This window comes from Mesorhizobium sp. M0698 (assembly GCF_040320455.1).
Classification (GTDB): Bacteria; Pseudomonadota; Alphaproteobacteria; order Rhizobiales; family Rhizobiaceae; genus Mesorhizobium.
In genome coordinates this window covers 21,163-46,993 of record NZ_JAMYPQ010000026.1, presented here as the reverse complement: position 1 = coordinate 46,993, position 25,831 = coordinate 21,163, and the positions used below count along the sequence as shown (strand labels likewise).

Genomic DNA, 25,831 nt, shown 5'->3' with positions numbered 1-25,831 from the left:
ATGTGCCGTTCGGCCCTGCCAGCATCGACGAATATGGCAACTTCGACGGAACCGCCACCCAGGCCGACCTTCCCACCGCCGTCGCGCCGCCAACCCGAGCGCGCTGCGCCGAAGTTCTTGGCTTTCGATACATTTCCGCTGCCATTATATCGCGAGCGCGCGGCGGTCGCATGACTCCTGTGGCGACAGCGACAGACTATTGCTGCGTGTTGAGCGCCCGCCTCAAGCTCTGCGCCAACGCCTGAGCATTGCCGATGCCCCAGTAGTGCAAGAAGATGATCCGCGGGTCTTCAAAGAACATGTGATTGTGCACCGCCATTACTCCAATCGCTCCAGCTTGCAGTTCACGGATGACCGAACGGACTTCATTTTCCAGCATCGCAAAGTCGCCGCAGACCGCGGCGCGCTCGTCCGTGCCCTGAAAGGCTGCCCATGTGTTGTAGCCCATTGCGGCATCAATATTGAGCTCACCACAGCGTGTGCAGACGACGGGCACGGATGGGCGCGCCAGGACAAACTTGAGCACGCCGTCCTTGCTCTCGCCCTTGTGCTCGACAATCGCCTCAAGCGGCGGCGCGTCCAAGCTACTATTCACTTTCTTGATGGCGGGTTCGACAGGATGCTTCTGGCGCACGATCTTTATTGCTTCAAAAATCCTATGCGCTCCTGTCGCCAACGCAGTTTCATCAGCCGTACCCTCGACATGCATAAACATCACGCGCGGCTGCTCGCGGACGAAATGATTGTGTAGGGCTGTTACGTAAAGGTTCGCCTGGATCGCTGCGGCCATCGCGTCCTGGATTTCATCTTCGAGCACGACGATGTCACCCATCAGCGTGGCATGATGCGCCCCCTGTTTAAAACTAACCCAGGAGGTGAGGCCCATAAACGGAATGATCTCAAAGCCGTCCAGGGTCATTCTCACTTCACTGCGCGGGACCGATAACTTGAGCACGTCACCCGTGGTCTGTCCCTTCAGTCCGGTAAGGGATTCAATAGCTTGGGTATCGAGCATCTTAGACCTCCTCGTTTCATCGAGCACTAACCGAACCAGATTTCCGTTGGCGCCACACAATGAATCGAGTGCCGAACGCCAACGCCAGCGTCACCATTCCAATTATAGGTGCAGGGGTGGTATGAAAAAGAGCAGTACGAAGCAGCCAGCCCACCTGGGATCATTGCCAGCAGAAGGGCGGGACCGGCCCGCTCGGCGGTCGCACCAAGGGCACCGAAAATACCCGTTCCGATGATCATGCCGGCAGTCATGAGCGTAGCTGCGGTGCGTCCGACGGCCCGAGTCGCGGATGATCCTGACTGGCTAGCCCCACCCGAGGCTGTCATTTCGGCACCTCCTGTCAGGCATCAGCGAGACAGTCTGCGAGACGTCAACGCTACGCCTGAATATAATATGATACAAGTGTTGCATTTGCCTTTCTCGGTGATACGGTGTGCTGATGAGCGAAGGGGAACTTGGGACCGAGCAGCGCTGGCTGCTCTTGATCCATCAGCTGCCGACCAAACCAGCCTATTTCCGGGTAAAGATCTGGCGGCGGCTGCAGGGTATCGGCGCAGTTGCGGTCAAAAGCACAGTCTATGCGCTGCCCGCCGATGCAGAAACGCAGGAGGATTTCGAATGGCTCCTGAAGGAAATTATCGACGGTGGCGGTGAGGCGATGGTGTGTGAGGCGCGTCTGATCGACGGCCTGACGGACGCACAGGTTCGGGCGCTGTTCGATGCCGCGCGGGACATCGACTATGCAGAGATCGCCAAGGCAGCGCGCGATCTAACGGCGGCTATCGACTCCGACAAGACCGAGGATCGGCGCGCGGATGCCCGCGCGCAACTCGGTCGAATGCGCAAGCGGCTTGCCGAAGTCGTGGCGATCGACTTCTTCGGCGCCAGCGGGCGGCTCGCCGCCGAGGGACTGATCGCCGAGCTCGAGGCTCAGCTTATAGAGGACAAGGCCATGACCAAGGAACCGAAGAAGACGGCCGAGCTGGGTGAGGTCAAGGGCCGGACCTGGGTCACGCGGCGGGACGTGCATGTCGACCGCATCGCCTGCAGCTGGCTGATCCATCGCTTCATCGATGCCGATGCAACGATCCGCTTCGTGGCGGGCAAGGGACACGTGCCAAAGGAGGGCGAATTGCGCTTCGACATGTTCGAAGGCGAAATCACCCATGAAGGGGACTGCTGCAGCTTCGAGGTACTGCTCAATCGTAGTGGCATAGTCGACCCGGCGCTGCAGGCCATCGCCGAGATTGTTCACGACATCGACCTCAAGGACGGCAAGTTCAGTCGCGAGGAAACCACCGGCATCGCCAGCCTGATCGCTGGGATCGCCATGGCCAATGCGGAAGACGAGCAACGGATCGCCGAGGGTGCTTCGGTGTTCGACAACCTCTATCGATATTTCCGCCAGAAGCGCGGGTGAGGGGAACCAATGACCAGCGTTCGTGCCGTCCATCCGAATGCGCTCGGTGATGACCCTTCGCATGGCATCCCCTTCGGCGAAGCAGTGCGGGTCTGGGCGCGTGTGGCGGCGTTGAGTTTTGGTGGCCCGGCCGGCCAGATCGCGGTAATGCATCGCATCCTCGTTGAGGAGATGCGCTGGATCGGCGAGACGCGGTTCCTGCATGCGCTGAACTACTGCATGCTGTTGCCAGGACCGGAGGCCCAGCAGCTCGCCGTCTACATCGGGTGGCTCCTGCATAAAACCCGAGGCGGGCTCGTGGCCGGCACGCTGTTCGTATTGCCGGGCGTGATCGCCATCATGGCGCTGAGCTGGATCTATGCAATCTTTGGCAATGTCGGCGCGGTGCAGGCGCTTTTCTTCGGTCTGAAGGCCGCCGTCCTCGCCATCGTGCTCGAGGCGGTTATCCGGGTCGGCAAGCGGGCGCTCAAGAACAAAGTCATGATAGGCCTCGCCGCCGCCGCCTTCATCGGGCTCTTCCTGTTCCATGTCCCATTCCCGCTCATTGTCCTGACGGCCGGAGTGATCGGGTACGTCGGCGGGCGGGCCGGGCTGGCAGCGTTCATGGCGGGCAACGGCCATGGCAAGGTCGGCGGCAAGCAGGTCGCCGACGCGGAATCGGCGCTCGGCGAAGGCATTCCTGCCCATGCTCGCCCGCCGGTCAGCTGGTCGTTGAAGATCGGAGGCGTGTTTCTGGTGCTATGGCTGGCACCTGTCCTCGGCCTTTTCGTGCTGTTCGGGTCCGGCAATGTCTTCGCCGATATCGCGGTATTTTTCTCGAAGATGGCGGTCGTGACCTTCGGAGGCGCCTACGCCGTCCTCGCTTACGTGGCGCAGCAGGCTGTCGATACCTATGGCTGGCTGAAGCCAGGCGAGATGCTGGACGGCCTCGGCATGGCGGAGACGACGCCTGGCCCCTTGATCATGGTGACCCAGTTCGTCGGGTTCATGGGCGCGTATCGAGCGCCGGGATCGCTTAATCCGCTGCTCGCTGGAACGTTGGGCGGCCTGCTCACCACCTGGGTCACCTTCACACCTTGCTTCCTCTGGATATTTGTCGGTGCGCCGTTCGTGGAAACGTTGCGCAGCAACAAGGCCTTGTCCGCCGCGCTGGCGACCATAACGGCAGCCGTGGTGGGCGTGATCCTGAACCTGGCGGTGTGGTTCGCGCTTCACGTTCTGTTTGGAGCACTGCGCGAGGTCAAAGGGTTCGGCATGACGGTCGATGTGCCCGTGCCCAGCTTCCGTCAACATCGCGTCGCTCGTCCTGACATTGAGTGCGCTGCTGGCGGTGTTCCGTTTCAAGATCGGTATGCTCCCGGTGCTCGCCGGCTGTTCGATCCTCGGGCTGCTCTACGGGATGGCAACGGGAGCGATCTAACCCGTGCAGCCAGCGCCGCTTACCAGTGGTGAGGAGGCATCGTTGACGTTACAGTGGCTCGCGCACGGTTTGCGCAAAGCTATTTCGAAGCGGCGCTTCAGGCTGCTTCCTGCCGGTGCTGAGCCGACTGCTGCGAACCTGCTGATATCAAGGGGACTGCGGGCGTTCGGTGACGGTCTGGTCAGCATCCTGCTTCCCGCCTATCTGGCCACGCTCGGCTTCGACGCCTTCGAGATCGGAACCCTGTCGACGGCGACGCTCGCGGGCTCAGCCGTCCTCACTCTGGCTGTTGGGATCGTCGCGCATCGCTTCTCCCGTCGAGCGCTGCTGACCGCAGCGGCTGTCCTGATGATAGCAACGGGGGTCGTCTTCGCTGTCGTTCACGACTTCTGGCCGCTGCTTCTCATCGCGTTCGTCGGCACGCTGAACCCATCTTCAGGGGACGTCAGCGTGTTTCTACCGCTCGAACATGCGCAGCTTGCGCAGAGCGTCACCGACCGCGACCGCACGGCGCTCTTTGCGCGCTACAGCCTCATCGGCTCTCTCGCCGGCGCCGTCGGAGCGCTGGCCGCAGGAGCGCCCGACTTTCTCCGCGACGCCATCGGCCTGGAAATGAAGCAGGCCCTCCAGGCAGCTTTTCTATTTTATGCCTCACTTGGGTTGGCGGCGGTGCTCCTCTATCGGCGGCTGCCGAGTGACGCGCCTGATGCAGGCAAAGTGTCGGCACAGCCATTGCGCAGGTCTCGCTCCATCGTTCTGTCACTCGCAGCGCTCTTCAGCCTCGACGCTTTCGCAGGCGGCTTCGTCGTCCAATCGTTGTTGGCCCTCTGGCTCTTTCAACGGTTCGGCCTGTCGCTCGCCGCGACCGGCGCAATCTTCTTCTGGACGGGTGTCCTTTCGGCTGCGTCCTATTTGGTCGCTGTGCGAATTTCCCAGCAGATCGGACTCATAAACACGATGGTGTTTACGCACCTTCCGTCGAGCCTCTGTCTGGTGCTCATCCCGTTCATGCCGAGCGTCGCTCCGGCTATCGCTCTTCTGCTGATTAGAAGCGCGCTGTCGCAGATGGACGTGCCGACCCGCACATCGTACGTCATGGCCGTGGTGACGCCCGAAGAGCGGGCTGCCGCGGCGAGCATCACCGCCGTCCCCCGCAGCCTCGCGGCGGCCGCCAGTCCAGTCCTCGCAGGGGCTCTCCTTGCCGTCTCCAGCTTCGGCTGGCCCCTGATCATCGCCGGTGGGCTGAAAATTATCTACGACCTTCTGCTGCTCGCGACATTTCGCAGTGTTCGCCCTCCAGAGGAGCACGGGGGCGGGAGGAATGACATGTCAGTCGGCCATGATCGAACTGGCAACGACGCGCGGGTTTCCTGGTGGCGTTGAAGGCAGGACCACCAGCCGGACAAATTGCTTACGTCCGCCGGCAACGAGGATGTAGAGACGCGAGAACTCCTCCGTGTCGCGATCTTCGGCAATCTTCTCGGCATCCGTACGGGTGAAGAAACTCTTCCGAAATGCCTCTTGATCGATATCGGGAAATGCCAGCGTACACGTCTGCACCGGTTTGCCGCTCATCGTTGCCTTGGTGGTGCCGATGATGGTTCCTGCTGGCAATCCTTCCTCCGCTTCGGCCACCAGCCATGCCTCCACTGAGGTTGGATTAGCGATTGGCGCGAGTTCGGCGAAGCCTGCTTCGGCAATAAGTGTCCACCTGCGTTCGTGCGCGGTCTCTATCATGCGCTCGAAATTGGGACCCTCGGCCAGACAGGTACGGTGAAATTGTTCGACAGCCTGATCCGCATCACTGGCGGCCTGCGCCGGCGACATCGTCAGACCCAAGATGGTCCCTGCCAACGTTAGAAATCGGAACATGTCTATCTCGCGTAGCTGATTGTGGACGAACCACTTATCCTGAACGGGCTACGACACTCGTTGTTCCGGACTGTCGGCGCCTGCATGGCCGGTATCTTGATGGAGGCGCGAAGCGCCTGCGCAGTTGATGCAATGTTCAGGCATCTGGCAACTGATGGAACCATGCCGCACTGGGTTTCGATGACGGACCCTGCTACAGACCCACTCACACCGCCGGGCGGGACCATTTGATCACGTGCTGAGTTCCTGGAGACATCTCCCGGCGCTCGCCGAGGAACCTGCATGTCGTGCTCGCCGGCAACCAGCCCCGGTGGTTTTTCGGGCACTTGGCCTATGTCCCAGTCCACTGTGGAAACTTGTTAAAATCCCTTACGGCAAAGGTTTTCGAGGTCCGCTTTTGCCATTCCCTCGAAGCCCAGCGCGGGAAGAATATCATTATCTCCCTTAAGATCGCGACCGTAAGCCGCCGAGAATATGGCAATTCCAGATTCATGGAGAATCGCTGAATTTCCGCTGATCTTCCCCAACAAAACGGTCGGCAGCAGCCCGAACGGAACGTCCTCGAGAATATAGCGGCTTTCGATGGTTGACGGGCCGAAGCCGCCGCGGCCTTGGCGATCCATCTCCTGGTTCATTTCCGAAACGGTGGCCATGGGGACGTGAAACGACAATGAAAAATGCTCTTCAACTGTGCGCACGGCAATTCCAAAACGGGCGGCGATCGCCAATCGTTCCGCGTCCAGAGCCTCGATAAAGCGGCCGACAGCCGGGGTGACGTTTCCGGCCTGGCTCCACTGTTCTCCCTTCTCCATGCGTGTGAGATTAAGAAGAGCGATCCCGAGATGGTTCTGCGGATTGAGGTTGCTGAGCGCGATAGCAAGCATGCCGTCGCGCTTGACGAAACGATCGCCGAACAAGCTCGTGCAAAGCTCGAACCCTTGGTCCTGAGCACTGAAAGGCAGCGTCGCGACATCCAGTTTCTGGCGAACGGTTGCAACATCGATTTCGGCTGGCCCGCGCTGTTGCCCGGTCACGAGCGTGGTACCCCAGACGACGATCGGCAGGCTAACCTTCCGGTCCGCAAGCCGCTTGGAGAGATACAGTGCCCCAAAGGAACTGTGCGAGCTGATGATAACCGGCGTTCCGTCCCTTAGATAAGGAGTGGCAGCGTCCATCACCATCTTGTGCCCGTAAGCCGGCAACGCGATTATGACGACGTCGGCATCGGCAATGGCGTCTTCGCAATCCTTGGCGATGCGCACCTTAGTCGTTGCCTTGATAGCTCCGGTAGCCTTCAGCAATCCACCGGCGGCCAGCGCCTTGGTGCGTTCTCCGGAAGGCGACCAAAGCATAGGGTCATGTCCCGCTTCGGCCAGATAGGCGGCAAGGCCGTAAGCAATCGCTCCGGCGCCAAGAATGCTTACGCGCATAAATTCCCTCCTGTTGCGGGCATTGCAGCCTCCATTTCTCACTAGGAGGTTCCACAAATCGGAGCCGCATCTGCCATCGTCGGCTTCTGGCGATGGGATTCCGGCCTGAGCCCGCGATTGCAACATGTCTCAGCGAATATTCGTTTCCGCTTGACATATATCAAAAATGAATGAGACGTATGTCAATCATACGGATTGCGCATGTAGAGAGAACATGGAAACCCGCGACCTTCAGAGCTTCCTTGCGGTTGCTGCCAGCGGCAGCATTACCAAGGCGGCTGACATGCTCGGTCGTTCCCAACCTGCAGTGACACGCACCATTCAGGATCTCGAGGCAGAGCTCGGCTTCGAATTGCTGCACCGTCTTGGTCGGCGGGTGCAGTTGTCCGAGGAGGGTGTAGCCTTCGAGGAGGAGGCGCGGCGCTTGCTGATGTCCTTCACCGAGCTAGCCGCGCGGGCCAAGATGATTGCCGCCGGCCGAGGGCGAATCCTGCAGATTGTTACCACCTCCGCGATCGGTACTGGCTTGATCCCGACGGCCATGGCCGAACTCAAAGGTGTCGAGCTTCCAGACGAGACGCATCTGGGGCAGTTTCTCCCCTCGATCGTCGCCCAGGAGGTGCGCAGCGGACGTGCCGAGATCGGGTTTTCGAGCCTGCCGCTCGATACGCCCGGTCTGGATGTCCTGCGGCTCTATTCGGCGCCTGATGTTGCGGCCGTGCGGGAGGACGATCCGCTGGCTGAACTTGACGTGATACCGCTTTCCGCCTTTGCCGGTCGCCGCGTCGCCACACTGCTCAACCCCCTACGTTTCCAGTTGCATGTCTCCAAGGCATTGGCGGCCAGGGGCATCGATACCGGGCCAGTGATCCGGACCAATACCGCGTACGGCGCGTTGCAGATCGTGCGCCAGACTGGCGCTGCGGCAGTCATCGATCCCCTCACCGCCTATGGCGTGGCCCTGCCTGGGGTCGTCATTCGCCCGATCGACGTGACCGTTCTTTTCTATTGGGGCGTTGTGGCTGCCGAGAAACGCCCCCTTCGTCCAGTCGCGCAGGCGTTGATGGATGCGGTCGAGGCGGTGGCTGAACGGTCGATCGTCGGCTTCAAAAAACTGGATCCGACCCTCGCTGGCCAATTGGTGAACGATCCTGCATCCGGCACAAATCACGGAACAGGAATATGAAGCATACCCCCGCCGCGCCAACGCCGACAGGTCTTGCTGCGCTCGAAGCACAGCTCGCGCAGGATCTCGACTTTCTCGAACTGCCCGCCAAGCCATGGGTTCCCGCACGTTCGCACGATGACGTGCCGGTCCGCGATGTCGTGGTGATCGGCGCCGGCATGTGCGGACTTGCTGCCACGGCAAAGCTGTTACTGACCGGGATAACCAATGTCGTGGCCTATGATGCGGCTCCGGCCGGGCTCGAAGGACCATGGGTAACGTTTGCCCGCATGCAAACGCTCCGGTCGCCGAAAACCCTGCACGGTCCATCGCTTGGCCTGCCGCAATTGACGTTCCGCGCCTGGTTCACGGCGCAATGGGGCATTGAGGCCTGGCGGTCGCTGGACAAAATCCCCAAGGGCCAGTGGATGGACTACCTGGTCTGGTACCGCAAGGTTCTTGGCCTGCCGGTGCGCAACAGCGTGCGCATGACCGGACTGGCAGCCGTTGGAGATCTGATTGCGATCGATATCGAAGGCGCGGAAACCGGCCGGGTTCTCACCCGTCGTCTCGTTCTGGCCACTGGTCGGTCCGGGTTGGGCGGTTTTGCCGTGCCCGATTTCCTCAGCGGCATCGATCGCGCCTATTGGGCCCATTCTGCCGACGACATCGATTTCGACGCGCTGAAAGGCAAGCGTGTGGCGGTGATCGGCGCTGGTGCCTCGTCCATGGACAATGCCGCAACGGCACTCGAGGCGGGAGCCGGCTCTGTTGACATGTTGATCCGGCGCAAGGAAATGCCGCGCATCAACAAGCTGACCGGCATTGGCAGTCCGGGTGTTGTACTCGGCATGCATCAGTTGCCCGACGCCTGGAAATGGAAATTCTTCGATTATACGGCCTCGACCCAGACACCGCCGCCGCGTTCATCGACACTCCGCGTGTCTCGCCACCCCAATGCTCGGTTCCTTCTCGACTGCGGCATAGTTGCGGTGAAGGAGGAGGCAGGGACCCTGCTGGTGGAAACCACGCAGGGGCCGATGCGCTACGACTTCCTGATCGCGGCGACCGGCTTTTCAAACGACTTCAACGGCCGCCCGGAATTTGCGGCGATCGCCCCACATATCCGCACCTGGTCGGATGGCCGATATAGGCCGGATATGGGGCCGGCTCGTGCAGGCATGTCGGACGCGCCGGATCTCGGTCCGGCCTTCGAGTTTCGCGAACGCGTCCCAGGCTCCTGCCCGATGCTGGCGCATATCCACTGCTTCAACGACGCCGCCATGCTGACCCACGGCAAGGTCTCCGGCGACATCCCGGCCGTCAGCGCCGGGGCCGACCGTCTCGTCCGCGGCATTGCCGCATCGCTGTTTGCCGAGGATGTCGAAACCCACTTCGCCAATCTGATCGCCTACGACACACCCGAACTTCTGGGCGACGAATGGGTCGATTCAACACCCTTGCTGCAGAAGGAGGCCGCGTGGTGATCGACGCAATGGACAAGGCCGCCGGTCTTTCGCCGGACGATGAGCTCTTCAGAGCGCGTCGGTTTCGGCCTGAATTCGTGCAAGGGGCGGAGGAATGTCGGATCTCCGTACTGCACCCGGCCCACGACCAAGGATTGGCGCCGATTTTGCGAGTTGCTCTGGCCCGTCGCATGGCCGCCCTGAACGCCGATCCGGTCCTGGTGGCCGAATATGATGTGCAGCTGGCTCAGCTTGGTCCGACTGAGCAGCTTCTGGCCTTGGCCCAGGGGGAAACGGATTTGAATGAACCGCTGGCGACCATCGTCCGTCATGTTGACCTGATCACCCTGACGCCGAAAAAGGCGGAAGCGAGCCATATCGCTCTCCTGGAGAAGGCCGGATTGAACAATCCTCAGATCGTCGCGCTCTCCGAGCTGATCGCTTTTATCAACTTCCAGACACGAGTGGCGACCGGCTTGCGCCTGATGAGGTCGACATGATCTCCTCGGTTCGTCTGAAGCCATTGAATTGGCGTCCGTACATCGCGCCGGTCGAGCTGTCCGAGGCCACGCCGGAACAGCTTGAAGCGATGAAGGTCACGCCATCGGCCAAGAAGGTTTCGGAATATGTGCGCACCCTTGCCCACGACCCAGAGAGCTATCTTGCCCGCACCGTCCTGTTCAACGCGATCATGTATGTCGAAGGCGGGCTCGCCCGTTCCGATCGCGAACTTGGCGCGTTGGGCGCCTCGATCGTCAATGGCTGCAAATTCTGTGCCGTTGTCCACGCCCGCAGGCATGCAGAGCTGACCAAGAGCGACCAAGTGGTCACCGCACTTTATGTCGACAAACCTGAAGCGCTCGGGCCCCGCGATGCGGCAATCTACAGCTTTGCCCGCCGCCTGTCGGCGGCACCGCCGGAAGCGACGGCAGACGATATCGCCCGGCTTCGATCAGTCGGCATGGATGACCGCGAGATCATCGACCTGATCCACGCCATATCGATCTTCGGCTGGGCAAACCGGCTCATGCACGTTCTCGGCCATGCGGAGAGCGGGTGATGATTTCGCATGCGATCAAGACACTCCGTCCCACACTCTGAAGGGCACCAATCAGAATGCTTGAACTCAAAGATATAAAGCTGTCCTACGGAAGCACGCAGGTCCTGAACGGCGTCAATCTCTCGGTAAAGCGAGGTGACGTTGTGTCAATCATCGGCCCAAGCGGCACCGGCAAGACCACCCTGCTGAAATGCATCAACTACCTGGTTAAGCCTGCATCTGGAACCATCGCGTTCGACCAGATTCTGATGGACTATCAGCGCGCCGACAAGGCAGCCATCCAGGCGATCCGGCTCCGGACAGCGATGGTCTTTCAGCAATTCAACGTCTTCAAGAACATGACCGTCCTCCAGAACGTCATGGATCCGCTGGTCGTCGTGCAGCGCAAGTCCACGGACGAGGCGCGTGAAATCGCGCTGCGAGAGCTCGAAAGGGTCGGCCTCTCAGCGAAGCGGGACAGCTATCCGTCCCAGCTCTCAGGTGGCCAGCTCCAGCGTACAGGCATCGCACGTGCGCTGGCGGTTCGGCCGGACGTGATGCTCTTCGACGAACCGACATCATCGCTGGACCCCGAACTGGTCGGTGAAGTCCTGAAGGTGATCAAGGACGTTACGTCGTCCGGCATCACCTCGCTGCTTGTGACCCACGAGATGCAATTCGCAAAGAACATCTCGAACCGGATCGTCTTCATGGATCGTGGCGTGGTTGCCGCCGACGGCAGTCCGGCTGAGATCTTCGATGCGCCTTCCAGCCCACGACTTGCTCAATTCCTGCAGTCTGAACTCGCTTTTCAATAATCCAACAAGAAGGGAACCCAAGAAATGTCTGTAATCAAATCCAGTTTTTCGCGTCGTTATGCCCTGACCGTCGCCGGCGGCATCGCAATTGCCCTTGCGACAGCAGGGATCAGTTATGGTCAGACCGTTCGGACAATCAAGATCGCGACCTCTGCCGAATCCAAGCCATTGGCTTGGGGCGCGCTCGGCGTCGAGCCGCAAGGGTATGAACCCGATCTGCTGAGGGCGATCAACGCAAAGCTGCCGCAATACAAGTTCGAAATGGAAGGTGTCTCTGATATCGCGCAGGAAACCGGCCTGGCCACAGGCAAATACGACATCGCGGTCGGTGGTTACTACAAGTCACCCGAGCGCGCCAAGCAGTTCTTCATTCCGGAAAACCCCATGGGCGCGAGCCTGATGAAGATCTACAGCAAAAAGGGCAGCGGCATCAAAGAAATGAAAGATCTGGTCGGCAAGAGGATCGTTCCGACCACGGCTGGCGGCGGAACCTATAAGTTCATCATGAACTGGCAAAAAGAAAATCCGCAATACAAGCTTGACGTGACGGCGTCGAGCGCCGGAATCCCGTATCCAAACCGTTTGGATGAGGTTCAGAACGGCAAGTTCGACGCGCTGGTCCTGCCTTCAAATCTTGGTGAGCAGACCGTCATCGATGAAAAGAAGCTCGACATCGTGGCGTCCGAACCAGTCTTCAGCAACAATACCTATATGCTTATTCACAGGTCAGATGAAAACAAGGTTCTGGTCGATGACGTGAACAAAGTTCTCAAGGAGTTGAAAGACGACGGCACGATCGAAAAGCTATCGCAGAAGTGGTTTGGCGAAGGCATCGTCAAGTATATGAAGTGATGCGATCTGAGTAGATATCGTCAGCGGCAAGGCTGAATTGCAAGAAGGAGCGTTTCAAAGTGGATGTTTCTGCTATGATTCCCGAGTTGCTCTCGGCATTGCCGCTGACGCTCGCTATCACGTTTACCGCCATGTTGGTCGGCTTTTGCTTGGCGCTCGTTGCGACAACATTGCGGATTCGCAGGATACCAGTGGTCAGCCACCTCACCGACCTCTACGTGTCCTATGCCCGCAGCGTTCCCGTCGTCCTCCAGTTGTTCGTCGCGTTCTACGGGCTCCCCCTATTGGTGGCGCTGTTCGGCTCCGCAGATTTCTTCTCGCCGACGATCGCTGCGATGGTCGGACTGAGCTTTTACCATGGCGGCTATCTGTCGGAAGTCCTGCGGCCCGCATACCTGGCCGTCGATCGCGGCCAGCATGATGCAGCCGACAGTCTCGGATATACCTTTCGCCAGAAGATCACCCGCATCGTGGGCCCGCAAGCGGTGCACTTCGCATTGCCCGGCTATGGAAATTCCATCATCTACCTGATCCATAACGTTGCGCTGGTCATGTACATTGGGGCGGCCGACGTGATGGCGACCGCGCATTTGATCATGGAGCGCGACTATAACCAGTACCAGTTCGAAACATACCTCGTCCTGGCCGTCATCTATGCGCTGATGTGCCTGATTGCCTGGTTCATCGTGCACTTGTTCGAGCTTCGCTCGCCGATGCAGGCGCCTGAGGCCACGACAACAGCTCAGATCAAGAACGCGGCCATCGCCAGCGTCTGACCTAAAGGGTATTAAACCATGTTCGATACCGAAATTTTGCTCCAGGACACCCAGGAAATTCTGGGCGCCGTACCCGTAACGCTTGCCATGGCGTTCACGATTTTCGTCCTGTCCACGATCGTCGGCAGCATTTTTGCACTCGTCGAATATAGACGAGTCCCGGTGCTGCGAGAGCTCATCATGGCTTACAAGATCGTCTTCAAGGGCGTTCCGATGGTCATCGTGATTTTCCTCGCCTATTTCGGTCTGCCCCCGGCATTCCAGTTCCTGCTCTCGTTGCTCGGGATCAACTTCAACGCCCACGAAACACCCAACTCGGTTATCCTTATTATTGCGGTGACAGGCTGTATCGCTGCGTTCCAATCGGAAATTATCAAAGGAGCCCTGAACGCCTTTGACACCGGTCAGTCAGACGCCGCCCATTCCCTTGGCTATACGAACGGCCAATTGTTCCGGCGGATTCTGTTTCCCCAGGTGGCTCTCACGGCAATTCCCGACCTGACAACCTCGATGATGGTCATCATGAAGGCGCTTTCTCTCGGATTCGCCATCGAGGTTGTCGATATCTTCGCCCAGTCCCAGCTGACCGCCGCGCTGAACTACTACTACCTCGAAGCCTTCGTGATTGCCGTCGTGATCTACATGGTGATTGCCTATATCGTCACCCAGATTGCCGACAGGCTGGAGCAAGCCCTTAGGGTACGGACCTGAGCGAAGCGTCGTCGGAACCCGCGCATCAAGGCGGAGGAACTCAAGGCTCTGTTGAGAGCCTGCAAACAGCCGACGTGCGGGGCCAGCTCGCAGCCAGATCTGTGGGCTTGTAATAGACACCTTGGCGGGGCCTGCGGCCGAAGGCTTGCTCGACGGCCAGCGGCGCGTCCAATTGCGCGCCGGATTATCGCAGATTGGTCAGATCCACTGGACGATTGTTGATGATCGCTTCCATGGAGAAGAAGCCTGTCACCGTAGCCAGGTCGAAGTTCGTGATCAGTTTCTGGTAGAACGCATCGTAGCCGGACATGCCTTGTGTCACAACCTTGATCAGATAGTCCCAGTCCCCTCCGATCCGATAGAAATCGATCACCTCCGGCAACCGTTCGACATGGGCACGGAACGCCTCACTCCACTCCTTGGAATGGTGGCGGGTGCGAACCATTACGAAAACCGTCAGGTCGAGCCCCAGCGCTCGCAGATCGATATTGCTGTGCGACCCGCGGATAAGACCTAGCGACTGCAGGCGCTGGATCCGCCGCCAGCACGCATTCTGGGACAAGCCGACCCTCTCCGCCAAATCTCGCTGCGAAAGGCTTGCATCGATCTGCATGGCTGTCAAAATCTTCATATCAAATGCATCAATTTTCGTCCGATCTTCGATCATTTGACACGTCACTAGCAAAAAATTGCAGGAAATAGGTGAATTTTTCGAGCGTGGAGCAGGTTACAATCTAAGTCAATATCCGAGCCGGGGAGAATGACCGTGCAAGCAGCTCGCCCAACCACGAGGCAGACCGAGACCCCTCTGTCGAAGTTCCGCCAGGGGCTAAAGAAAAAGGCTGACGTGACCGCCGACCTCCGGGATGGGCTTGTGGGATCGGCGGCGAAAATCGTGGGTCCATACGGGCAAAAGGACTTGGTGTACGCCGACTATGTCGCGTCAGGCCGCGCACTCCGCCAGATCGAGCGCTTTGTGCTTGAGGAGGTCCTGCCGTACTACGCCAACAGCCACACGGAAGCCTCGTATTGCGGAGGCTTCATGACCCGCATGCGGCGGGAAGCGCGCGCCCTGATCGGTCAATTCTGCGGGGCCACCGAACGGCATGCTGTGATCTTCACCGGCTCCGGCGCTACGTCGGGGATCAACCGCCTCGTCAAGCTATTCGGCGTCGCTGAAGCCGTGGCAGCGGGCAAGCGCGCTCGGATCATTATCGGTCCCTATGAGCATCATTCCAACATTCTGCCCTGGCGCGAGAGCGGGGCAGAAATCGTGGAAATCGCTGAGCATCCGTCTGGCGGGCCGGACCTGTCTCAGCTCAAGGACGCGGTTGGCGGGGGGTCGTCAGATCTGACGATATGCTCGATGTCCGCGGCCTCGAACGTCACGGGCATCACCAGCGATGTCGCGGCCATCACCGCGATCGTGAAGGCCGCTGGCGCAAAGATGATCTGGGACTATGCCGGGGCGGGTCCTTACCTGCCGATTTCCATGTCGCCCGCCCCTGATGCCCAGATCGACGCGATAGTTGTTTCGCCCCACAAGTTCCTCGGGGGTCCCGGCGCCTCCGGCATCTTGATCGTTCGACGCGACGGACCTTCGACGAAAACGCCGTCGTGGCCAGGTGGCGGGACGGTGAAGTTTGTCTCCCCGAAGACACACGATTACAGCGACAGCCTGGAATCCCGCGAGGAAGCCGGCACGCCGAACGTGATCGGCGACATACGAGCCGCGCTGGCCTTCATCGTCAAAGATGCGATCGGACTCGACGCGATGACAGCGCGCAATCGCGAGCTGGCGCGTCGTGCTTTTCGCGCATGGAAAGCCCTGCCGCGGCTGGAGCTCCTCGGTCTATCGGATCCTGAGCGGCTTCCGATCTTTTCCTTCCGGGTCAAAAACGGAAAGGACGGCTACGTCCACCAGCAGTTGATCACGCGCATGCTAAGCGACCGGTTCGGGATCCAGGCGCGCGGTGGCTGCGCCTGCGCCGGCCCGTATGTCCACAGACTGCTGTCGATCGACGACGAACAGTCCGAGGAAATCAGGCAAGCCATTCTCTCCGGCGACGAAATGAAAAAGCCGGGATTCACCCGGCTGAATTTCAGCGTTCTGCTGCCGGACGAGAAGGTGCAGTTCATACTCGATGCCGTGGCGCAGATTGCGTCCGACGCAACGGACTTCGAGCATGACTACGACCTCGATCCTGGCCGGGCGATCTTCTTCCCGCGAGCCGCAGTCGAGGGCATTGCCCATGCAGCAGCCTGAAGTCGCCGGGTTCTGTGATGCACGGACGGGCAGCATCCAATATGTCGTTGCATGCCCGAGTTCACGAAGATGCGCCATAATCGACCCCGTACTCGATTTCGACGAAAAGTCTGGCTCGACAGCAACGACAAACGCGGACGCGATCCTCGACTACATCAACAGCCGCAATTTGAAGCTCGAGTGGATCCTGGACACCCATCCGCATGCGGATCACTTTTCGGCCGCGCGCTATCTCAAGGCGAAAACCGGCGTGCCGACAGCGATCGGCGAGCGCGTGAAGCAAGTGCAGCGGATCTGGCAACGGATCTATAACTTCTCGGATCTCCCGTGTGACGGCTCACAATGAGATCGGCTGTTTTGCGACGGCGAGACCTTCAACATCGGCGAGCTGGAAGCGCGCGTCATGCACTCGCCAGGACACACCTTGGCGTCGATAAGCTATGTCATCGGCGATGCAGCGTTCATTCACGACACACTTTTCATGCCCGATAGCGGCTCCGCCCGTGCAGATTTTCCAGGTGGCAGCGCAGCTGACCTATGGAAGTCGATCCAGGACGTTTTGAGCCTACCCGACCGGACGCGCCTCTTCACCGGGCATGACTACAGGCCGGGAGGGCGCCAGGCTCTGTGGGAGAGTTCGGTAGCGGAGCAGAAAGCGAAAAACCCGCATGTCGCCGGTCATTCTCGGAGTACGTTCATCAGGCTTCGAGAGGCCCGAGACAGGACATTGCCAATGCCAAAACTCATATTGCATGCCCTGCAGGTCAATATCCGCGGAGGGGAACTGCCTCAGGTCGAGGAAAATGGCCGGCGTTATCTGAGGATACCGCTCGACGCGCTGCCAGCATCGGTCTGGGGTTAGTTGACGAATTGGATGGCTCTCTCCAGCAGTTCCTGCCCGCGATCGGTTTCAGGATCACTGATCGGGTGTACGCTCGGTCCGATTGGCGGAGGCGGGTCGATCCTCGCTACGCCCTATCGATGTACGTCGTCGGAATGAGCATCCTCGGATGCGCTCTCGGAGGTGATCGCGGCAAGCAATTGCGGTGGCGCGTCTGCAACACTATTATCGATCATGTTCTGAGGAGGTATCTCGGATGTGGGATAGGATCGCCAAGCTTCGGATATCGAGCCGCACCTGGGAGGCAATTCTTTTGGGGATGAAAAGCTTGAGGCGAACCTCAAATAGCCGATGTATGTACTGGTGATTTGACGCGATTCCATAGACAGCATCGTTGGCGCCACGAGATTTTCGCGTACAGCTTCGGGATTGCGCCCGGCCGCGGGCCATCACGCACCACATCACGGCACGTCGTTCAGATTTGTGTAGTGCTTCAGTTTAACGAAATCGAAGTTCCATAAGATATCTTATGCGACTTTCATCAGTAAAAGTTAATATTTCTTGATAGCGACAAAGTATTCATGACGCTATACGCGGGTCTTATCGGCGGTCATTGAAAGACAATCGATTAGAGTTGCAGCAGTAACGCCTACTCGACGTCTCGGCTTGACAGATCGATGCTACTTAAGACCACGTCATCGTCCGATGAAATTGGACGGGAACCCCTTGAACTCTTCTGAAACGCAGGGGGTCGGCGCCCCCCCCCGGCAGACCATCAGCCTTCGCTCGCCTGGCCCTCTACGCGCACTCACTTGTGCGGCATGCAATAGACTCCCTCGGATTCCATCAGTACCGCGCCACCCTTCAACTCGCTCAGTGCGCCGACCCACGCTTCCGAATACGTGCGGCTGGCATCCACGGCCGTCAGCCATAGAACGCGATTGTCGGCCAGTTCGACTTTAACTTCCTGCTGCAAAGGGCTTGCCTGCACGGTCTGTTGATAGTGGCGTTTGATCCTGACATTGCTGGCCGGGAACTCAGCTTCATTGCTGCCGTAGTTCAGCACAAATCCAGTGTGGTCCTCAGCCACTGAACAACTGCCATCACGCTCACACACGATTTTGGCAGCGGTCTTGCAGTCCCATTTCAGTGAAGCGGGCCACATAGGATTGTCCTCGCTTGATCGCGGCTTGTCGCTCTGACCAGCCGCCGTCAACACTGCGCCTGTGTTCAAAATCAAAGTGGACAGGAGAAGCGCCTTGAACACTACAAACCTCCCTAAATTGTGACCCTCATAGTGCCTCGTCCTGCGGGATCGCCTGGCTTATGGCATGTTGAGATCGAACCAGCTTTTCTGGCGAATGCCGTTCGCGTCGTCATACTCGATGAACCACGGCTTTCCGCGCATCGGCCGAGAGATGTTGTAGTAGGTGGGGCCATTATCAAGGGCATGCCTTCGATCATTCCCCGCGGTCTGGATTTTTGCCGTCACCACCTTACCGTTGATTTCGATTTGGGCCTGTCCAGATCCGTTGTCATGATTCTGGCCGAGGCGACTATTCGTGAACGTGACCGGCAGCGTGAGCCTATCGGCCGCGATGCGGCAGATGTTCCGTTCTTGACCTAAGCCCGGCCGATCGGATTCGGAGCTGCCAACTGCTTGCCAGCCAGACGGACAATCCTCATACTTCTCAAATCTCGCCGCGCTGGAGTTGGCTTGCGGACAGGTCGGCCAATTAAAACCCGGGGCTTCCATCGCCGCAATCAACTTGTAAATTGGCGGGTGGCACGAGGGGGTGCCTTGCCAATCGCCGGAAAGACATAGGAGGACCTGACAGCCCCATTCCGACGCTTTTGATTGGGATGGAAGAGCTGCGGCGCCCGCGATGGCGACGGCACCCCCCAGTAGGAATTTGAGTATGGTCATAGCCTTTTCGTCGCTGCAGATTTGACAGTTTACTATGGATGATCCGCGCGAAAAAGGACAGGTCGAAAAGGCAGGTTTGTGCGACTACATCGATTTATGAAACGAGACGACGGAGGCGTGGTCAACAACCCGTTGCGCGCCAACATTGCACTGACGCTTGAGCGGGAGAGAGCCAGACGCGGCCTATCCCATATGCACATGGCCGAACTGTTTCGGACCCCCGAGGGCGAAAAGCTGGCCTATCGAACCTACATTCAGACTGTGCGTCAGAAAAATAATGTCACATTGACGACGCTGCAGATCATGGCAAACGGCTTGCAAGTGTCCTTTGCAGGACTGCTGGCCGGTGGTAAGAAAGTTCCGGAATGGGCGCATCGGTTGGACGACAATACGATCCGCAAGCGGCTGGCGCACATCATCGATTCTGAGCGACAACGACGTACTTTGCACCGCTATGAGATGGCCGAACTCATCGGTGTGGCGGAGGCGACATTCACGAAACTGGAGCGCGCGAGCGGCAATATCAGCGTGGACACGATTGCCGCGATCGCCAAGGCGTTAAAACTGGATCCAGCGACCTTCCTCTTTTCCGAAAAGATCCCACCAACAGCAGACCTACCTGTTTCTGATCAGCTGGAGGGGTAGGCACCCATTCGAGAGCTGATCCAGCGTCATCATCCTTCTAGCGGAGACTACGGAATGACCGGCAGGCTCTGGCGATGCTCGCGCAGACCGCGCAATTCACGTCAAAATAGAGCAGAGCTGATCCCTAGCCGCCCCACGAGTGTTCCTTTGTTCGCCCGTACCTGCGGAACGATTGCCAAAAAGTGGCTGCGGCGGAAGCCAGGGGAATTCTGACCTGTACGGTTGTGCCGATACCATGAGCGCTTTTGATGATGAGCTTTCCGTTCAGCGTCGAGACCATCTGGGAACATGCGGTCAGACCAAGGCCAGTGTGGTTCCCGGCTCGCGTTGAAAAGAAGGGCGTGGTTGCTTTTGCAGCGATCGCGGGCGGCATGCCTGAGCCCTCGTCGGCCACTTCAAGCACGAGATAAGTGCGTGGGAGGAACGGGTGTCGCTTGACTGTCGCGGAGATGAGAACTTGTGCGTTTCTGGCGCCGGATAGGGCGGCCAGAGCGTTTTCTATCAACTCATTGACCACCAACCGTGACGGCGTCGCCGGAACAAGTTGCAAACGCGCTTTGGAGTCGACCGAGACTTGCACCAAACTGCCGCGATCTTGCGCGAGATCCTCGAGCAATGGGCCGAGCGGCGCGGTGCTGGAATCTTGTGGCGCATAGGCGATCTGAAGCACACTGTTAGTGATTGATTCCAATTCGGTCGCGGCACTGCGCGCAGCCTCAAGCATTTCGCTGCTCCACTGCTTGTCTGGCTGTGCACGCTCAAGAAACAGTCTCAAGGCTGAAACACGCGATCGGGTGGTATGCGCAAAGAGCGACGCGAACGAGCGCATATGCTGATCGCGGCGGCTGGCCAAGGCATAGCGTTGATGGATCACGAGATAGAAAATAGCACCCAGGCCAAGTGCGATGGCGAAGATGAACCAGTTGCGCGAGGCGGCGATGTCGATGCTGGCGGTCTGCTGCAAGGTGGCGCTGTGATCAACAGTAGAGCTGGAAATCTCGTAAATTGACTGTTCCAGCTTGGCCATGTCGGCAATGGCTTGGGTGTAGTTTTTGCGAGCTGAAACTAGAGGTGCAATTTTCTGTTCGAGGGTCAGGCGAATCCGGCCCAGGAGTTCGGCGTCATGGTCGGGAAAAAAGCGATTCAGATAGGGCAGGTTTTCCAACTGCGCGACGTTGACGCTCACAAGCGCCATTTGTCGATCGATGTCGGCATCAAGCTTGCCCGTCTCGTCGGCAATGCGAAGATACCCATAGACCCGTATAAGGCGCTCGCGAATCTGTGCCGCGCGCCACTGAATCTCGAAAGTCTGATTGAGGATGGCATCCGTCTCCTGACGATAGCGGTTCGATTGGATGAATGTCCACGCACTCAGCCCAAGCGCTGCAGCCATACCGAGATAGGGCAGAACAGTGAGCAAACGGCCGTTGAAGAACTTCATTGCGTGGCGCGCAGGACGACTGGGAAAAACACCCAGATCGAGTTTCTTGCGGGAACGTAGGAGGCGGGCAGCTGGTCGAAGGGCCAGACGATGAAGATGGGGCCTTTCTCTACCATGCTGATCGGGCGGAAATCCTGGCCCGGTGGGCAGAGTGAACTGGCCTTGTCGTTCTCGTTGCAACGACGCTCGACCGCCAGGATCGGATTATAAGACCGGATTTCGTCCATATGAATGTCGGAAACGAAGTTGTCATAGGCGACAACTTTGACCTCCTGCACGGCGGTGACTCCGGCCTTGGCAAGCACATTTGCAAGCAGCGGCCCACGATATTCGATTTTCTCGTTGTCGCTCGTCCAAGGCGTACGCGTGTCATAGGTCTGTTGTGGAAAGTCTGCCCGCAGCTGCTTTACTGAAAAAACGGCGACAGTCTTGCCGCTGGCGTCTTGAACCGACACTTCGTTGGGATCGAGCGGAATTTCCTCGGCGGCGCTGGCGAGCGGAAGGGCTACGGCAAACATGACGGCGAGAGCACTACGCAACATCTTCCACATCCTCGTATTCGCGGGGGCCATCGTTCTTAGCGAAGAGGACGCAAGGTCCTCGGGAGCCCCGCGGATCGTAGGCAAATCCCTTTTCTGCTAGGGCAAGGGTGATGTTGCGGATGCCGTCAAGGCCATAGAGGTGGTCGTGCAGCTCAAGAAAGATGCGTTCGACGCCGGGCAGCTCGGCATCCTGCAGAAGTTCTTTCTCAGCTCCTTCAATGTCCATGACGAGGGCGTTTATTCGATGATCGGCGATGAAACGATCGACGTCGGCCGAGACGATCGAAAGTTCGCGCTCATATGGTCCTTGGTCTTTGTCCGTGGAAGACATCCAAAGGTCGCGGCGAACGTAGAAGGTGAAGGACCGCGGCGGGCCTGCTGTGAGGATACCCTGCGAATATGTGACATTGTCGAGATCGTTGGCCGCTATCACGCGCTTCGCTAGTTCCGCTGTTGCGGGATTCGCTTCAAAAGCCCACACCTGAACGCCGGGGATTTTCGCGATCAGTGCGGTGATGATGCCGATACCGGACCCTAGCTCCAGTACGCGATCGCGCGCCTTGACTGCCCTGAAGATCCCCTTCGCTTCCTTCGCCTCATAGCTCTGGCTTTGAAGCGCTCTCCAGATAACCGGCGAAACATCCTGTGGTGCGACAGGAACCTTGATTCCATGGACGATCATGGGCGCAATTGTCTCACAGACCTCGTGGGAGCGGATGGCCTTGCCGCATGAGCTTGGCGCGAGCCTGCTTGTAGTATTTCTCGGCCGAGCCGGCATCAATGGCCAGCCGGTCGGCCATGAGCGAAAAGATCTCCTTGCGTTTCACGCCGGGTTCGCGATGCGCCATCATGTCGATGGCCTCTTGTTCGCGCGGTGTAAGAACAGAAAAGCGATAATCGGGTTTGGTCATGACAACCCGCGACAGGCGCAACGAGAATCCCTTGGTGGAAATATCGTCCAGCACGTCCCTGAACACGCCGGGCGCAAGCCCGGTCTTGCCGAGATAGGCGGCAGCGCCGATTTGCCGGAAGCCATCCGCCTCGCAAAGGTTGTCAGAACCGGTGACGACAACATGGATCGCACTGGGTGAAGCCTCGATGATCTTGTCGACGACAGCGACGCGGTCGCCCTGTGAGGTGGGATCAAAACCGGGCAAGCCAGGATCGATCACGACAAGATCGAAATGATTGTTTTGAAGCTCGGCAGCCGCGATGTTCAGCGTCTCCGCTCCCAGGACAATGCATTCTTCGAAGCTTGCTTGCACTTCGTTCATCAGTGCCAGACGCATAAGTGTCTGGTCTTCGACCACCAGGGCACGAAACATTGGAAGCCAATCCCTCTACGCAGGCGCCCACCGCCCCTGTCTCTCAGAATTGGTCGCTTCAAAAAAGGGATGATGTCATCCCTATTTTTCCTCACCTCCCGAGCTACCAGTATGTGACCGATGTACGCCAGGGCGAGGACGATGCCTATTCAACAGGTCTGCAGCAATGGACAGATGGAAGCGGCTGAAGACGTCGCAAAACTGATTGCGGAACATCGTCAGAGCGTTGCCGCGCTTGAATGTATCGGCAAGCGATGGATGGGGGCCGAAGGGCCGGACGCGATCGTGCTGGGTGAGAGGCTGGACGCGGTCATGGCGGAGGAGGCCGCTGTGCGAAGGCGTGCTGCCATTGCTCCAGTAGCCACTATCGCGGAAATGAAAATGAAGGCTGCTTACTTCCAACGGCTGACGGCTCATGGCTGGTGCGAGATTGATGTCGACGATTGGCGCGCGTTGCTCGGTTCCTTCACGAAACTGCAGCCCTAAGAAAAGATCGTCGAAATCCATGAGGCCACGGTATTCCAGGCCGCGTAGATGGCCGCCGGCACCAAAATGATCGCGATGAACGCAGCCGCTCCGCCAATGGCGCCGTCGCCGCGTCCTTCGACGGGATAGTAATATCTGTGCGCTTCATCATCGTGTTTCATGCTGTCTCTCCGACCGCTTGTTTAACAGCAGTTGCACAGGATGCTGAAACGTCGTGCCCCACAAACCCGCACGTTTCATCTTAGCGTTGATTTCCGCGACGAGGTAGTTCTGATCGACGGCTTTGCCCTTTGCTGTCGTCGCGGCAAACGCGTATCCGGTTGCTATGAGCGCTGTGCCAACGTCGATCGTTTCGCCATTGAGCTGCGCACCGCACACGACAAAAACCGCCTTGTCGAGGGCATAGCCGATTGGCTGGCATGTAACCGCGGCGCTATCGAACAGGGCAGCCAGGTGCGCCAGCGAGGTGTTCCCGCAATCGATTTTGTTACCGTTTGGCTCTTCAGCTGACGTGCCTCGAAGACATGACTGGACGCCATAGAGGCGGAAAAGGTGATCTCCGTCACGCCAGGTATCTCCGGTCAGCAGTTGAGCCGATTTCGATACCGCGAAGGGCGTTGGCACGGCAGACTCGGATGCCTCCTGGGCCTGGGCCGAAGCGCACAAACCAAATGCGGCCAGCACTGCGAAGCTCGCCTGCTTCATTCCTGGAACTGTCCACCGAGGTCGGCGGAATGCTCGAGATCGGGGCGCAGCGACTTGCCGTCCTTGTTACGTCCGATTGCCGCCATGTCGAAAAAAACCATTTCGTCATCGTCGTAGGCGACGTTGTACGGGTCGTTTGCATTGCCCGCACCCACGAGTGAGAAACACGACACGGCGTCGGGTTCACCCTTCTTGCTTTGCAGCACAAGTGTTTTGCAAAGCACGACAGATGCACGATCGTTGTAGATCGCCTCTTCATAGTCCTGCGCGGCCTTCGTGCAGTCCCATTGCTGCGTCTTGTACGCAATCTTCGGTTTGGGGCAGGCCGCAAGGCCGCGCAGCCGGTATGTCACTCCGTTGACGACGCGCTCGGTCGCCGACGGCACTTTAACTGGCCCGATGAGAGCGGCCGCATCGCGCTGAAAGAGCGCGCCTTTTGCATCGTAGCGTTCATAGACGAACACCTTCTCGCCCGGCTTCGCAAACTGGAGCAGGTAGTGCTCCGACGGCCGCGCAAAGGCGCTCGGAGCGTCGGCGCCGGCAGCAAAAGCCGCGGTGCCCTGAAGCAGCAAAACCATGCAAAGGGCCGTCTGTTTCATCGAAATTCGTCCCTGCGGCGCATATCGTGTTGACACTTTACTAGGGCTGCGTGTAGCCATAGTAAAGTGTTAAATTTTGGCGACAGTATGAACACTCGATTCGCTCTTCTGCTCACCCTGTTTGGCGCCACGATGCCGTTGCAAGCGCACGGCCGGGACCTGGCATCAGACCGCGTGGCAGTCGCCTTTGCAACGCCGGCGCAAGCCATTGCCGCAGCCGAGGCGAATAGGCCGGGGGCGTGCAAGACCGGAAATCGGGCTGACGTGTCCCGACTTGTGCGTTCAATCGCGCAAGAGGAAGGCTTCGACGCCAATCTGGCCGAGGCAGTTGCATGGGCCGAAAGCGATCTCGGCGCCAGTCAGGGTCCCTCGAAGGCCGGAGCCCTGGGAATCATGCAGCTGATGCCGGGCACGGCGGCCGATCTAGGGGTCAGCGATCGTTGCGATACAGCGGCAAATGTCCGCGCTGGCCTCCGCTATCTGAAGTCACTTTATGACGAGTTCCAGGATCCGCTGCTGATGCTGGCGGCATACAACGCCGGGCCCAACAGCGTCTACAAGGCGCAGGGCATTCCGGTGAATCCGGAGACGGCGGAATACATCGTGAAAATACTGAACCGCTGGAAGTTCGGCGGCGTGGTGAAGAAGTCCGCCCTGGCCAAAACCGAGACGCTCGCGGCCGCTTCGCCAGCAAGCGAGGACGCTTGGCAGGATGGTCATGTCATGGATTTCGGCAACTGAAAGGAGCCAAGGGTGGAATACAGGAAAGCGGGCAAATTTGCCCTGAAACTGGCCTTGGCCTCGGCGGTCGGAATAGCTCTCGCGCCAGCCACTGCGTATGCCCAGTCCGCGGCACCTGTCGAAAACGTGCTGGAGTGGTTCGTCGGAGTTCTGCAGGGCAACATAGCGCGCTCATTCGCCATCATCGCGGTCTGTTTTCTTGGCTTCCTCGCCATGACGGGCCGACTGGCGTGGATGATGGCTTTTTCCATCATCATTGGCATCGCTCTGATCTTCGGCGCTGCCCAGCTGGTGGATGCGGTTCGCGCGACTGCGGGAGGCAGCTGAAA

At 58.9% G+C, this 25,831-nt stretch carries 28 protein-coding genes and 2 pseudogenes; 17 read left to right on the top strand and 13 right to left on the bottom strand.

The window, feature by feature from the left end; genetic code table 11:
• Positions 1-196: 196 nt before the first annotated feature.
• Positions 197-1,015 carry a DUF1259 domain-containing protein gene (locus NKI16_RS30430; RefSeq protein ID WP_352797715.1) on the bottom strand — a complete coding sequence of 273 codons (819 nt, stop codon included), beginning with the start codon at positions 1,013-1,015 and terminating at the stop codon, positions 197-199.
• A gap of 439 nt (positions 1,016-1,454) precedes the next feature.
• On the opposite strand from NKI16_RS30430, the gene NKI16_RS30425 reads away from it, so the two are divergent.
• The 3 genes and pseudogenes from NKI16_RS30425 (at position 1,455) to NKI16_RS30415 (ending at position 5,238) form a co-directional block, all read left to right on the top strand.
• Positions 1,455-2,435 carry a chromate resistance protein ChrB domain-containing protein gene (locus NKI16_RS30425; protein WP_352725362.1) on the top strand — a complete coding sequence of 327 codons (981 nt, stop codon included), beginning with the start codon at positions 1,455-1,457 and terminating at the stop codon, positions 2,433-2,435.
• Between the two features lie 9 nt (positions 2,436-2,444).
• Positions 2,445-3,855: pseudogene (gene chrA / locus NKI16_RS30420) on the top strand (chromate efflux transporter).
• 102 nt (positions 3,856-3,957) lie between these two features.
• The gene (locus tag NKI16_RS30415; RefSeq protein ID WP_352694358.1) at positions 3,958-5,238 is read left to right on the top strand and encodes an MFS transporter; all 1,281 of its coding nucleotides are present in this window, start codon (positions 3,958-3,960) and stop codon (positions 5,236-5,238) included.
• On the opposite strand, the gene NKI16_RS30410 is transcribed toward NKI16_RS30415, so the two are convergent.
• Complete coding sequence (locus NKI16_RS30410; protein ID WP_352495713.1) at positions 5,185-5,727, bottom strand: hypothetical protein; 543 nt, start codon at positions 5,725-5,727, stop codon at positions 5,185-5,187. The two genes, NKI16_RS30415 and NKI16_RS30410, sit on opposite strands and share 54 nt — an antisense overlap.
• Before the next feature lie 359 nt (positions 5,728-6,086).
• Positions 6,087-7,157, bottom strand: a complete 1,071-nt coding sequence (locus NKI16_RS30405) for an NAD/NADP octopine/nopaline dehydrogenase family protein (protein ID WP_352508384.1) — start codon at positions 7,155-7,157, stop codon at positions 6,087-6,089.
• A gap of 214 nt (positions 7,158-7,371) precedes the next feature.
• Here NKI16_RS30405 and NKI16_RS30400 point away from each other — a divergent pair, with 214 nt between their 5' ends.
• Genes NKI16_RS30400 through NKI16_RS30365 form a run of 8 tightly spaced genes read left to right on the top strand, consistent with a single transcriptional unit; the run spans position 7,372 to position 13,984 of the window.
• The gene (locus tag NKI16_RS30400) at positions 7,372-8,343 is read left to right on the top strand and encodes a LysR family transcriptional regulator (RefSeq protein ID WP_352817848.1); all 972 of its coding nucleotides are present in this window, start codon (positions 7,372-7,374) and stop codon (positions 8,341-8,343) included.
• Entirely contained in the window at positions 8,340-9,809 is a 1,470-nt protein-coding gene (locus NKI16_RS30395) for an NAD(P)-binding domain-containing protein (RefSeq protein ID WP_352924294.1), read from the top strand. The genes NKI16_RS30400 and NKI16_RS30395 overlap by 4 nt, the downstream gene beginning before the upstream one ends.
• Positions 9,803-10,288, top strand: a complete 486-nt coding sequence (locus NKI16_RS30390; RefSeq protein ID WP_352817842.1) for a CMD domain-containing protein — start codon at positions 9,803-9,805, stop codon at positions 10,286-10,288. The genes NKI16_RS30395 and NKI16_RS30390 overlap by 7 nt, the downstream gene beginning before the upstream one ends.
• Positions 10,285-10,848, top strand: a complete 564-nt coding sequence (locus NKI16_RS30385; protein WP_352924292.1) for a peroxidase-related enzyme — start codon at positions 10,285-10,287, stop codon at positions 10,846-10,848. The genes NKI16_RS30390 and NKI16_RS30385 overlap by 4 nt, the downstream gene beginning before the upstream one ends.
• A gap of 56 nt (positions 10,849-10,904) precedes the next feature.
• Positions 10,905-11,645, top strand: coding sequence for an amino acid ABC transporter ATP-binding protein (locus tag NKI16_RS30380; RefSeq protein ID WP_352508388.1), 741 nt, complete (start codon positions 10,905-10,907; stop codon positions 11,643-11,645).
• 24 nt (positions 11,646-11,669) lie between these two features.
• Positions 11,670-12,497, top strand: a complete 828-nt coding sequence (locus NKI16_RS30375; RefSeq protein ID WP_352817834.1) for a transporter substrate-binding domain-containing protein — start codon at positions 11,670-11,672, stop codon at positions 12,495-12,497.
• A 59-nt stretch (positions 12,498-12,556) separates the two neighbouring features.
• Positions 12,557-13,273: an amino acid ABC transporter permease gene (locus NKI16_RS30370; RefSeq protein ID WP_031194726.1), complete on the top strand. Its 717-nt coding sequence runs from the start codon at positions 12,557-12,559 to the stop codon at positions 13,271-13,273.
• A gap of 18 nt (positions 13,274-13,291) precedes the next feature.
• Positions 13,292-13,984 carry an amino acid ABC transporter permease gene (locus tag NKI16_RS30365; RefSeq protein ID WP_352817832.1) on the top strand — a complete coding sequence of 231 codons (693 nt, stop codon included), beginning with the start codon at positions 13,292-13,294 and terminating at the stop codon, positions 13,982-13,984.
• A gap of 184 nt (positions 13,985-14,168) precedes the next feature.
• On the opposite strand, the gene NKI16_RS30360 is transcribed toward NKI16_RS30365, so the two are convergent.
• The gene (locus tag NKI16_RS30360; protein ID WP_352817830.1) at positions 14,169-14,651 is read right to left on the bottom strand and encodes an Lrp/AsnC family transcriptional regulator; all 483 of its coding nucleotides are present in this window, start codon (positions 14,649-14,651) and stop codon (positions 14,169-14,171) included.
• A gap of 93 nt (positions 14,652-14,744) precedes the next feature.
• On the opposite strand from NKI16_RS30360, the gene NKI16_RS30355 reads away from it, so the two are divergent.
• On the top strand, positions 14,745-16,250 hold the full coding sequence (locus NKI16_RS30355) for an aminotransferase class V-fold PLP-dependent enzyme (protein WP_352924289.1): 1,506 nt from the start codon (positions 14,745-14,747) through the stop codon (positions 16,248-16,250).
• A pseudogene (locus NKI16_RS30350) lies at positions 16,237-17,112 on the top strand (MBL fold metallo-hydrolase). Before NKI16_RS30355 ends, NKI16_RS30350 begins: the two are co-directional and overlap by 14 nt.
• 787 nt (positions 17,113-17,899) lie before the next feature.
• Here the strand turns inward: NKI16_RS30350 and NKI16_RS30345 are convergent.
• On the bottom strand, positions 17,900-18,358 hold the full coding sequence (locus tag NKI16_RS30345; protein WP_352817829.1) for a hypothetical protein: 459 nt from the start codon (positions 18,356-18,358) through the stop codon (positions 17,900-17,902).
• Between the two features lie 57 nt (positions 18,359-18,415).
• A complete protein-coding gene (locus tag NKI16_RS30340) occupies positions 18,416-19,018 on the bottom strand; it encodes a hypothetical protein (RefSeq protein WP_352817827.1) in 603 nt (200 codons plus the stop codon).
• Positions 19,019-19,135: 117 nt separating this feature from the next.
• On the opposite strand from NKI16_RS30340, the gene NKI16_RS30335 reads away from it, so the two are divergent.
• On the top strand, positions 19,136-19,663 hold the full coding sequence (locus tag NKI16_RS30335; protein ID WP_352924286.1) for a helix-turn-helix domain-containing protein: 528 nt from the start codon (positions 19,136-19,138) through the stop codon (positions 19,661-19,663).
• Positions 19,664-19,787: 124 nt separating this feature from the next.
• On the opposite strand, the gene NKI16_RS30330 is transcribed toward NKI16_RS30335, so the two are convergent.
• From NKI16_RS30330 to NKI16_RS30315, 4 genes are read right to left on the bottom strand one after another with little or no spacing between them, the layout of a single operon-like run.
• The gene (locus NKI16_RS30330) at positions 19,788-21,104 is read right to left on the bottom strand and encodes a sensor histidine kinase (protein WP_352924284.1); all 1,317 of its coding nucleotides are present in this window, start codon (positions 21,102-21,104) and stop codon (positions 19,788-19,790) included.
• Complete coding sequence (locus NKI16_RS30325; protein ID WP_352924282.1) at positions 21,101-21,655, bottom strand: putative pterin-binding protein; 555 nt, start codon at positions 21,653-21,655, stop codon at positions 21,101-21,103. Before NKI16_RS30325 ends, NKI16_RS30330 begins: the two co-directional genes overlap by 4 nt.
• Complete coding sequence (locus NKI16_RS30320; RefSeq protein ID WP_502897639.1) at positions 21,636-22,328, bottom strand: FkbM family methyltransferase; 693 nt, start codon at positions 22,326-22,328, stop codon at positions 21,636-21,638. Before NKI16_RS30320 ends, NKI16_RS30325 begins: the two co-directional genes overlap by 20 nt.
• 13 nt (positions 22,329-22,341) lie before the next feature.
• On the bottom strand, positions 22,342-22,971 hold the full coding sequence (locus NKI16_RS30315) for a response regulator (protein ID WP_352924280.1): 630 nt from the start codon (positions 22,969-22,971) through the stop codon (positions 22,342-22,344).
• A 141-nt stretch (positions 22,972-23,112) separates the two neighbouring features.
• Between NKI16_RS30315 and NKI16_RS30310 the strand changes: the two genes are divergently transcribed.
• Positions 23,113-23,457, top strand: a complete 345-nt coding sequence (locus tag NKI16_RS30310; RefSeq protein ID WP_031195334.1) for a hypothetical protein — start codon at positions 23,113-23,115, stop codon at positions 23,455-23,457.
• Here the strand turns inward: NKI16_RS30310 and NKI16_RS30305 are convergent.
• From NKI16_RS30305 to NKI16_RS30295, 3 genes are read right to left on the bottom strand one after another with little or no spacing between them, the layout of a single operon-like run.
• The gene (locus NKI16_RS30305; protein WP_352442836.1) at positions 23,454-23,618 is read right to left on the bottom strand and encodes a hypothetical protein; all 165 of its coding nucleotides are present in this window, start codon (positions 23,616-23,618) and stop codon (positions 23,454-23,456) included. The genes NKI16_RS30310 and NKI16_RS30305 overlap by 4 nt on opposite strands.
• Positions 23,605-24,162: a thermonuclease family protein gene (locus tag NKI16_RS30300; protein WP_352924278.1), complete on the bottom strand. Its 558-nt coding sequence runs from the start codon at positions 24,160-24,162 to the stop codon at positions 23,605-23,607. The genes NKI16_RS30305 and NKI16_RS30300 overlap by 14 nt, the downstream gene beginning before the upstream one ends.
• On the bottom strand, positions 24,159-24,761 hold the full coding sequence (locus NKI16_RS30295) for a hypothetical protein (protein WP_352924276.1): 603 nt from the start codon (positions 24,759-24,761) through the stop codon (positions 24,159-24,161). Before NKI16_RS30295 ends, NKI16_RS30300 begins: the two co-directional genes overlap by 4 nt.
• A gap of 132 nt (positions 24,762-24,893) precedes the next feature.
• On the opposite strand from NKI16_RS30295, the gene NKI16_RS30290 reads away from it, so the two are divergent.
• Both NKI16_RS30290 and NKI16_RS30285 read left to right on the top strand, forming a co-directional pair.
• Entirely contained in the window at positions 24,894-25,502 is a 609-nt protein-coding gene (locus NKI16_RS30290) for a lytic transglycosylase domain-containing protein (RefSeq protein ID WP_352924275.1), read from the top strand.
• A gap of 12 nt (positions 25,503-25,514) precedes the next feature.
• Positions 25,515-25,829, top strand: a complete 315-nt coding sequence (locus tag NKI16_RS30285) for a TrbC/VirB2 family type IV secretion system protein (RefSeq protein WP_023720448.1) — start codon at positions 25,515-25,517, stop codon at positions 25,827-25,829.
• The last annotated feature ends 2 nt before the right edge of the window (positions 25,830-25,831 follow it).

Coding starts and splice junctions, on each gene's coding strand:
- NKI16_RS30430 (WP_352797715.1), bottom strand. CDS start 1,015: ATGCTCGATACCCAAGCTATTGAATCCCTTACCGGACTGAAGGGACAG.
- NKI16_RS30425 (WP_352725362.1), top strand. CDS start 1,455: ATGAGCGAAGGGGAACTTGGGACCGAGCAGCGCTGGCTGCTCTTGATC.
- NKI16_RS30410 (WP_352495713.1), bottom strand. CDS start 5,727: ATGTTCCGATTTCTAACGTTGGCAGGGACCATCTTGGGTCTGACGATG.
- NKI16_RS30405 (WP_352508384.1), bottom strand. CDS start 7,157: ATGCGCGTAAGCATTCTTGGCGCCGGAGCGATTGCTTACGGCCTTGCC.
- NKI16_RS30400 (WP_352817848.1), top strand. CDS start 7,372: ATGGAAACCCGCGACCTTCAGAGCTTCCTTGCGGTTGCTGCCAGCGGC.
- NKI16_RS30395 (WP_352924294.1), top strand. CDS start 8,340: ATGAAGCATACCCCCGCCGCGCCAACGCCGACAGGTCTTGCTGCGCTC.
- NKI16_RS30385 (WP_352924292.1), top strand. CDS start 10,285: ATGATCTCCTCGGTTCGTCTGAAGCCATTGAATTGGCGTCCGTACATC.
- NKI16_RS30380 (WP_352508388.1), top strand. CDS start 10,905: ATGCTTGAACTCAAAGATATAAAGCTGTCCTACGGAAGCACGCAGGTC.
- NKI16_RS30375 (WP_352817834.1), top strand. CDS start 11,670: ATGTCTGTAATCAAATCCAGTTTTTCGCGTCGTTATGCCCTGACCGTC.
- NKI16_RS30365 (WP_352817832.1), top strand. CDS start 13,292: ATGTTCGATACCGAAATTTTGCTCCAGGACACCCAGGAAATTCTGGGC.
- NKI16_RS30360 (WP_352817830.1), bottom strand. CDS start 14,651: ATGATCGAAGATCGGACGAAAATTGATGCATTTGATATGAAGATTTTG.
- NKI16_RS30355 (WP_352924289.1), top strand. CDS start 14,745: ATGACCGTGCAAGCAGCTCGCCCAACCACGAGGCAGACCGAGACCCCT.
- NKI16_RS30340 (WP_352817827.1), bottom strand. CDS start 19,018: ATGACCATACTCAAATTCCTACTGGGGGGTGCCGTCGCCATCGCGGGC.
- NKI16_RS30330 (WP_352924284.1), bottom strand. CDS start 21,104: ATGAAGTTCTTCAACGGCCGTTTGCTCACTGTTCTGCCCTATCTCGGT.
- NKI16_RS30325 (WP_352924282.1), bottom strand. CDS start 21,655: ATGTGGAAGATGTTGCGTAGTGCTCTCGCCGTCATGTTTGCCGTAGCC.
- NKI16_RS30320 (WP_502897639.1), bottom strand. CDS start 22,328: ATGATCGTCCATGGAATCAAGGTTCCTGTCGCACCACAGGATGTTTCG.
- NKI16_RS30315 (WP_352924280.1), bottom strand. CDS start 22,971: ATGTTTCGTGCCCTGGTGGTCGAAGACCAGACACTTATGCGTCTGGCA.
- NKI16_RS30310 (WP_031195334.1), top strand. CDS start 23,113: ATGCCTATTCAACAGGTCTGCAGCAATGGACAGATGGAAGCGGCTGAA.
- NKI16_RS30305 (WP_352442836.1), bottom strand. CDS start 23,618: ATGAAACACGATGATGAAGCGCACAGATATTACTATCCCGTCGAAGGA.
- NKI16_RS30300 (WP_352924278.1), bottom strand. CDS start 24,162: ATGAAGCAGGCGAGCTTCGCAGTGCTGGCCGCATTTGGTTTGTGCGCT.
- NKI16_RS30295 (WP_352924276.1), bottom strand. CDS start 24,761: ATGAAACAGACGGCCCTTTGCATGGTTTTGCTGCTTCAGGGCACCGCG.
- NKI16_RS30290 (WP_352924275.1), top strand. CDS start 24,894: ATGCCGTTGCAAGCGCACGGCCGGGACCTGGCATCAGACCGCGTGGCA.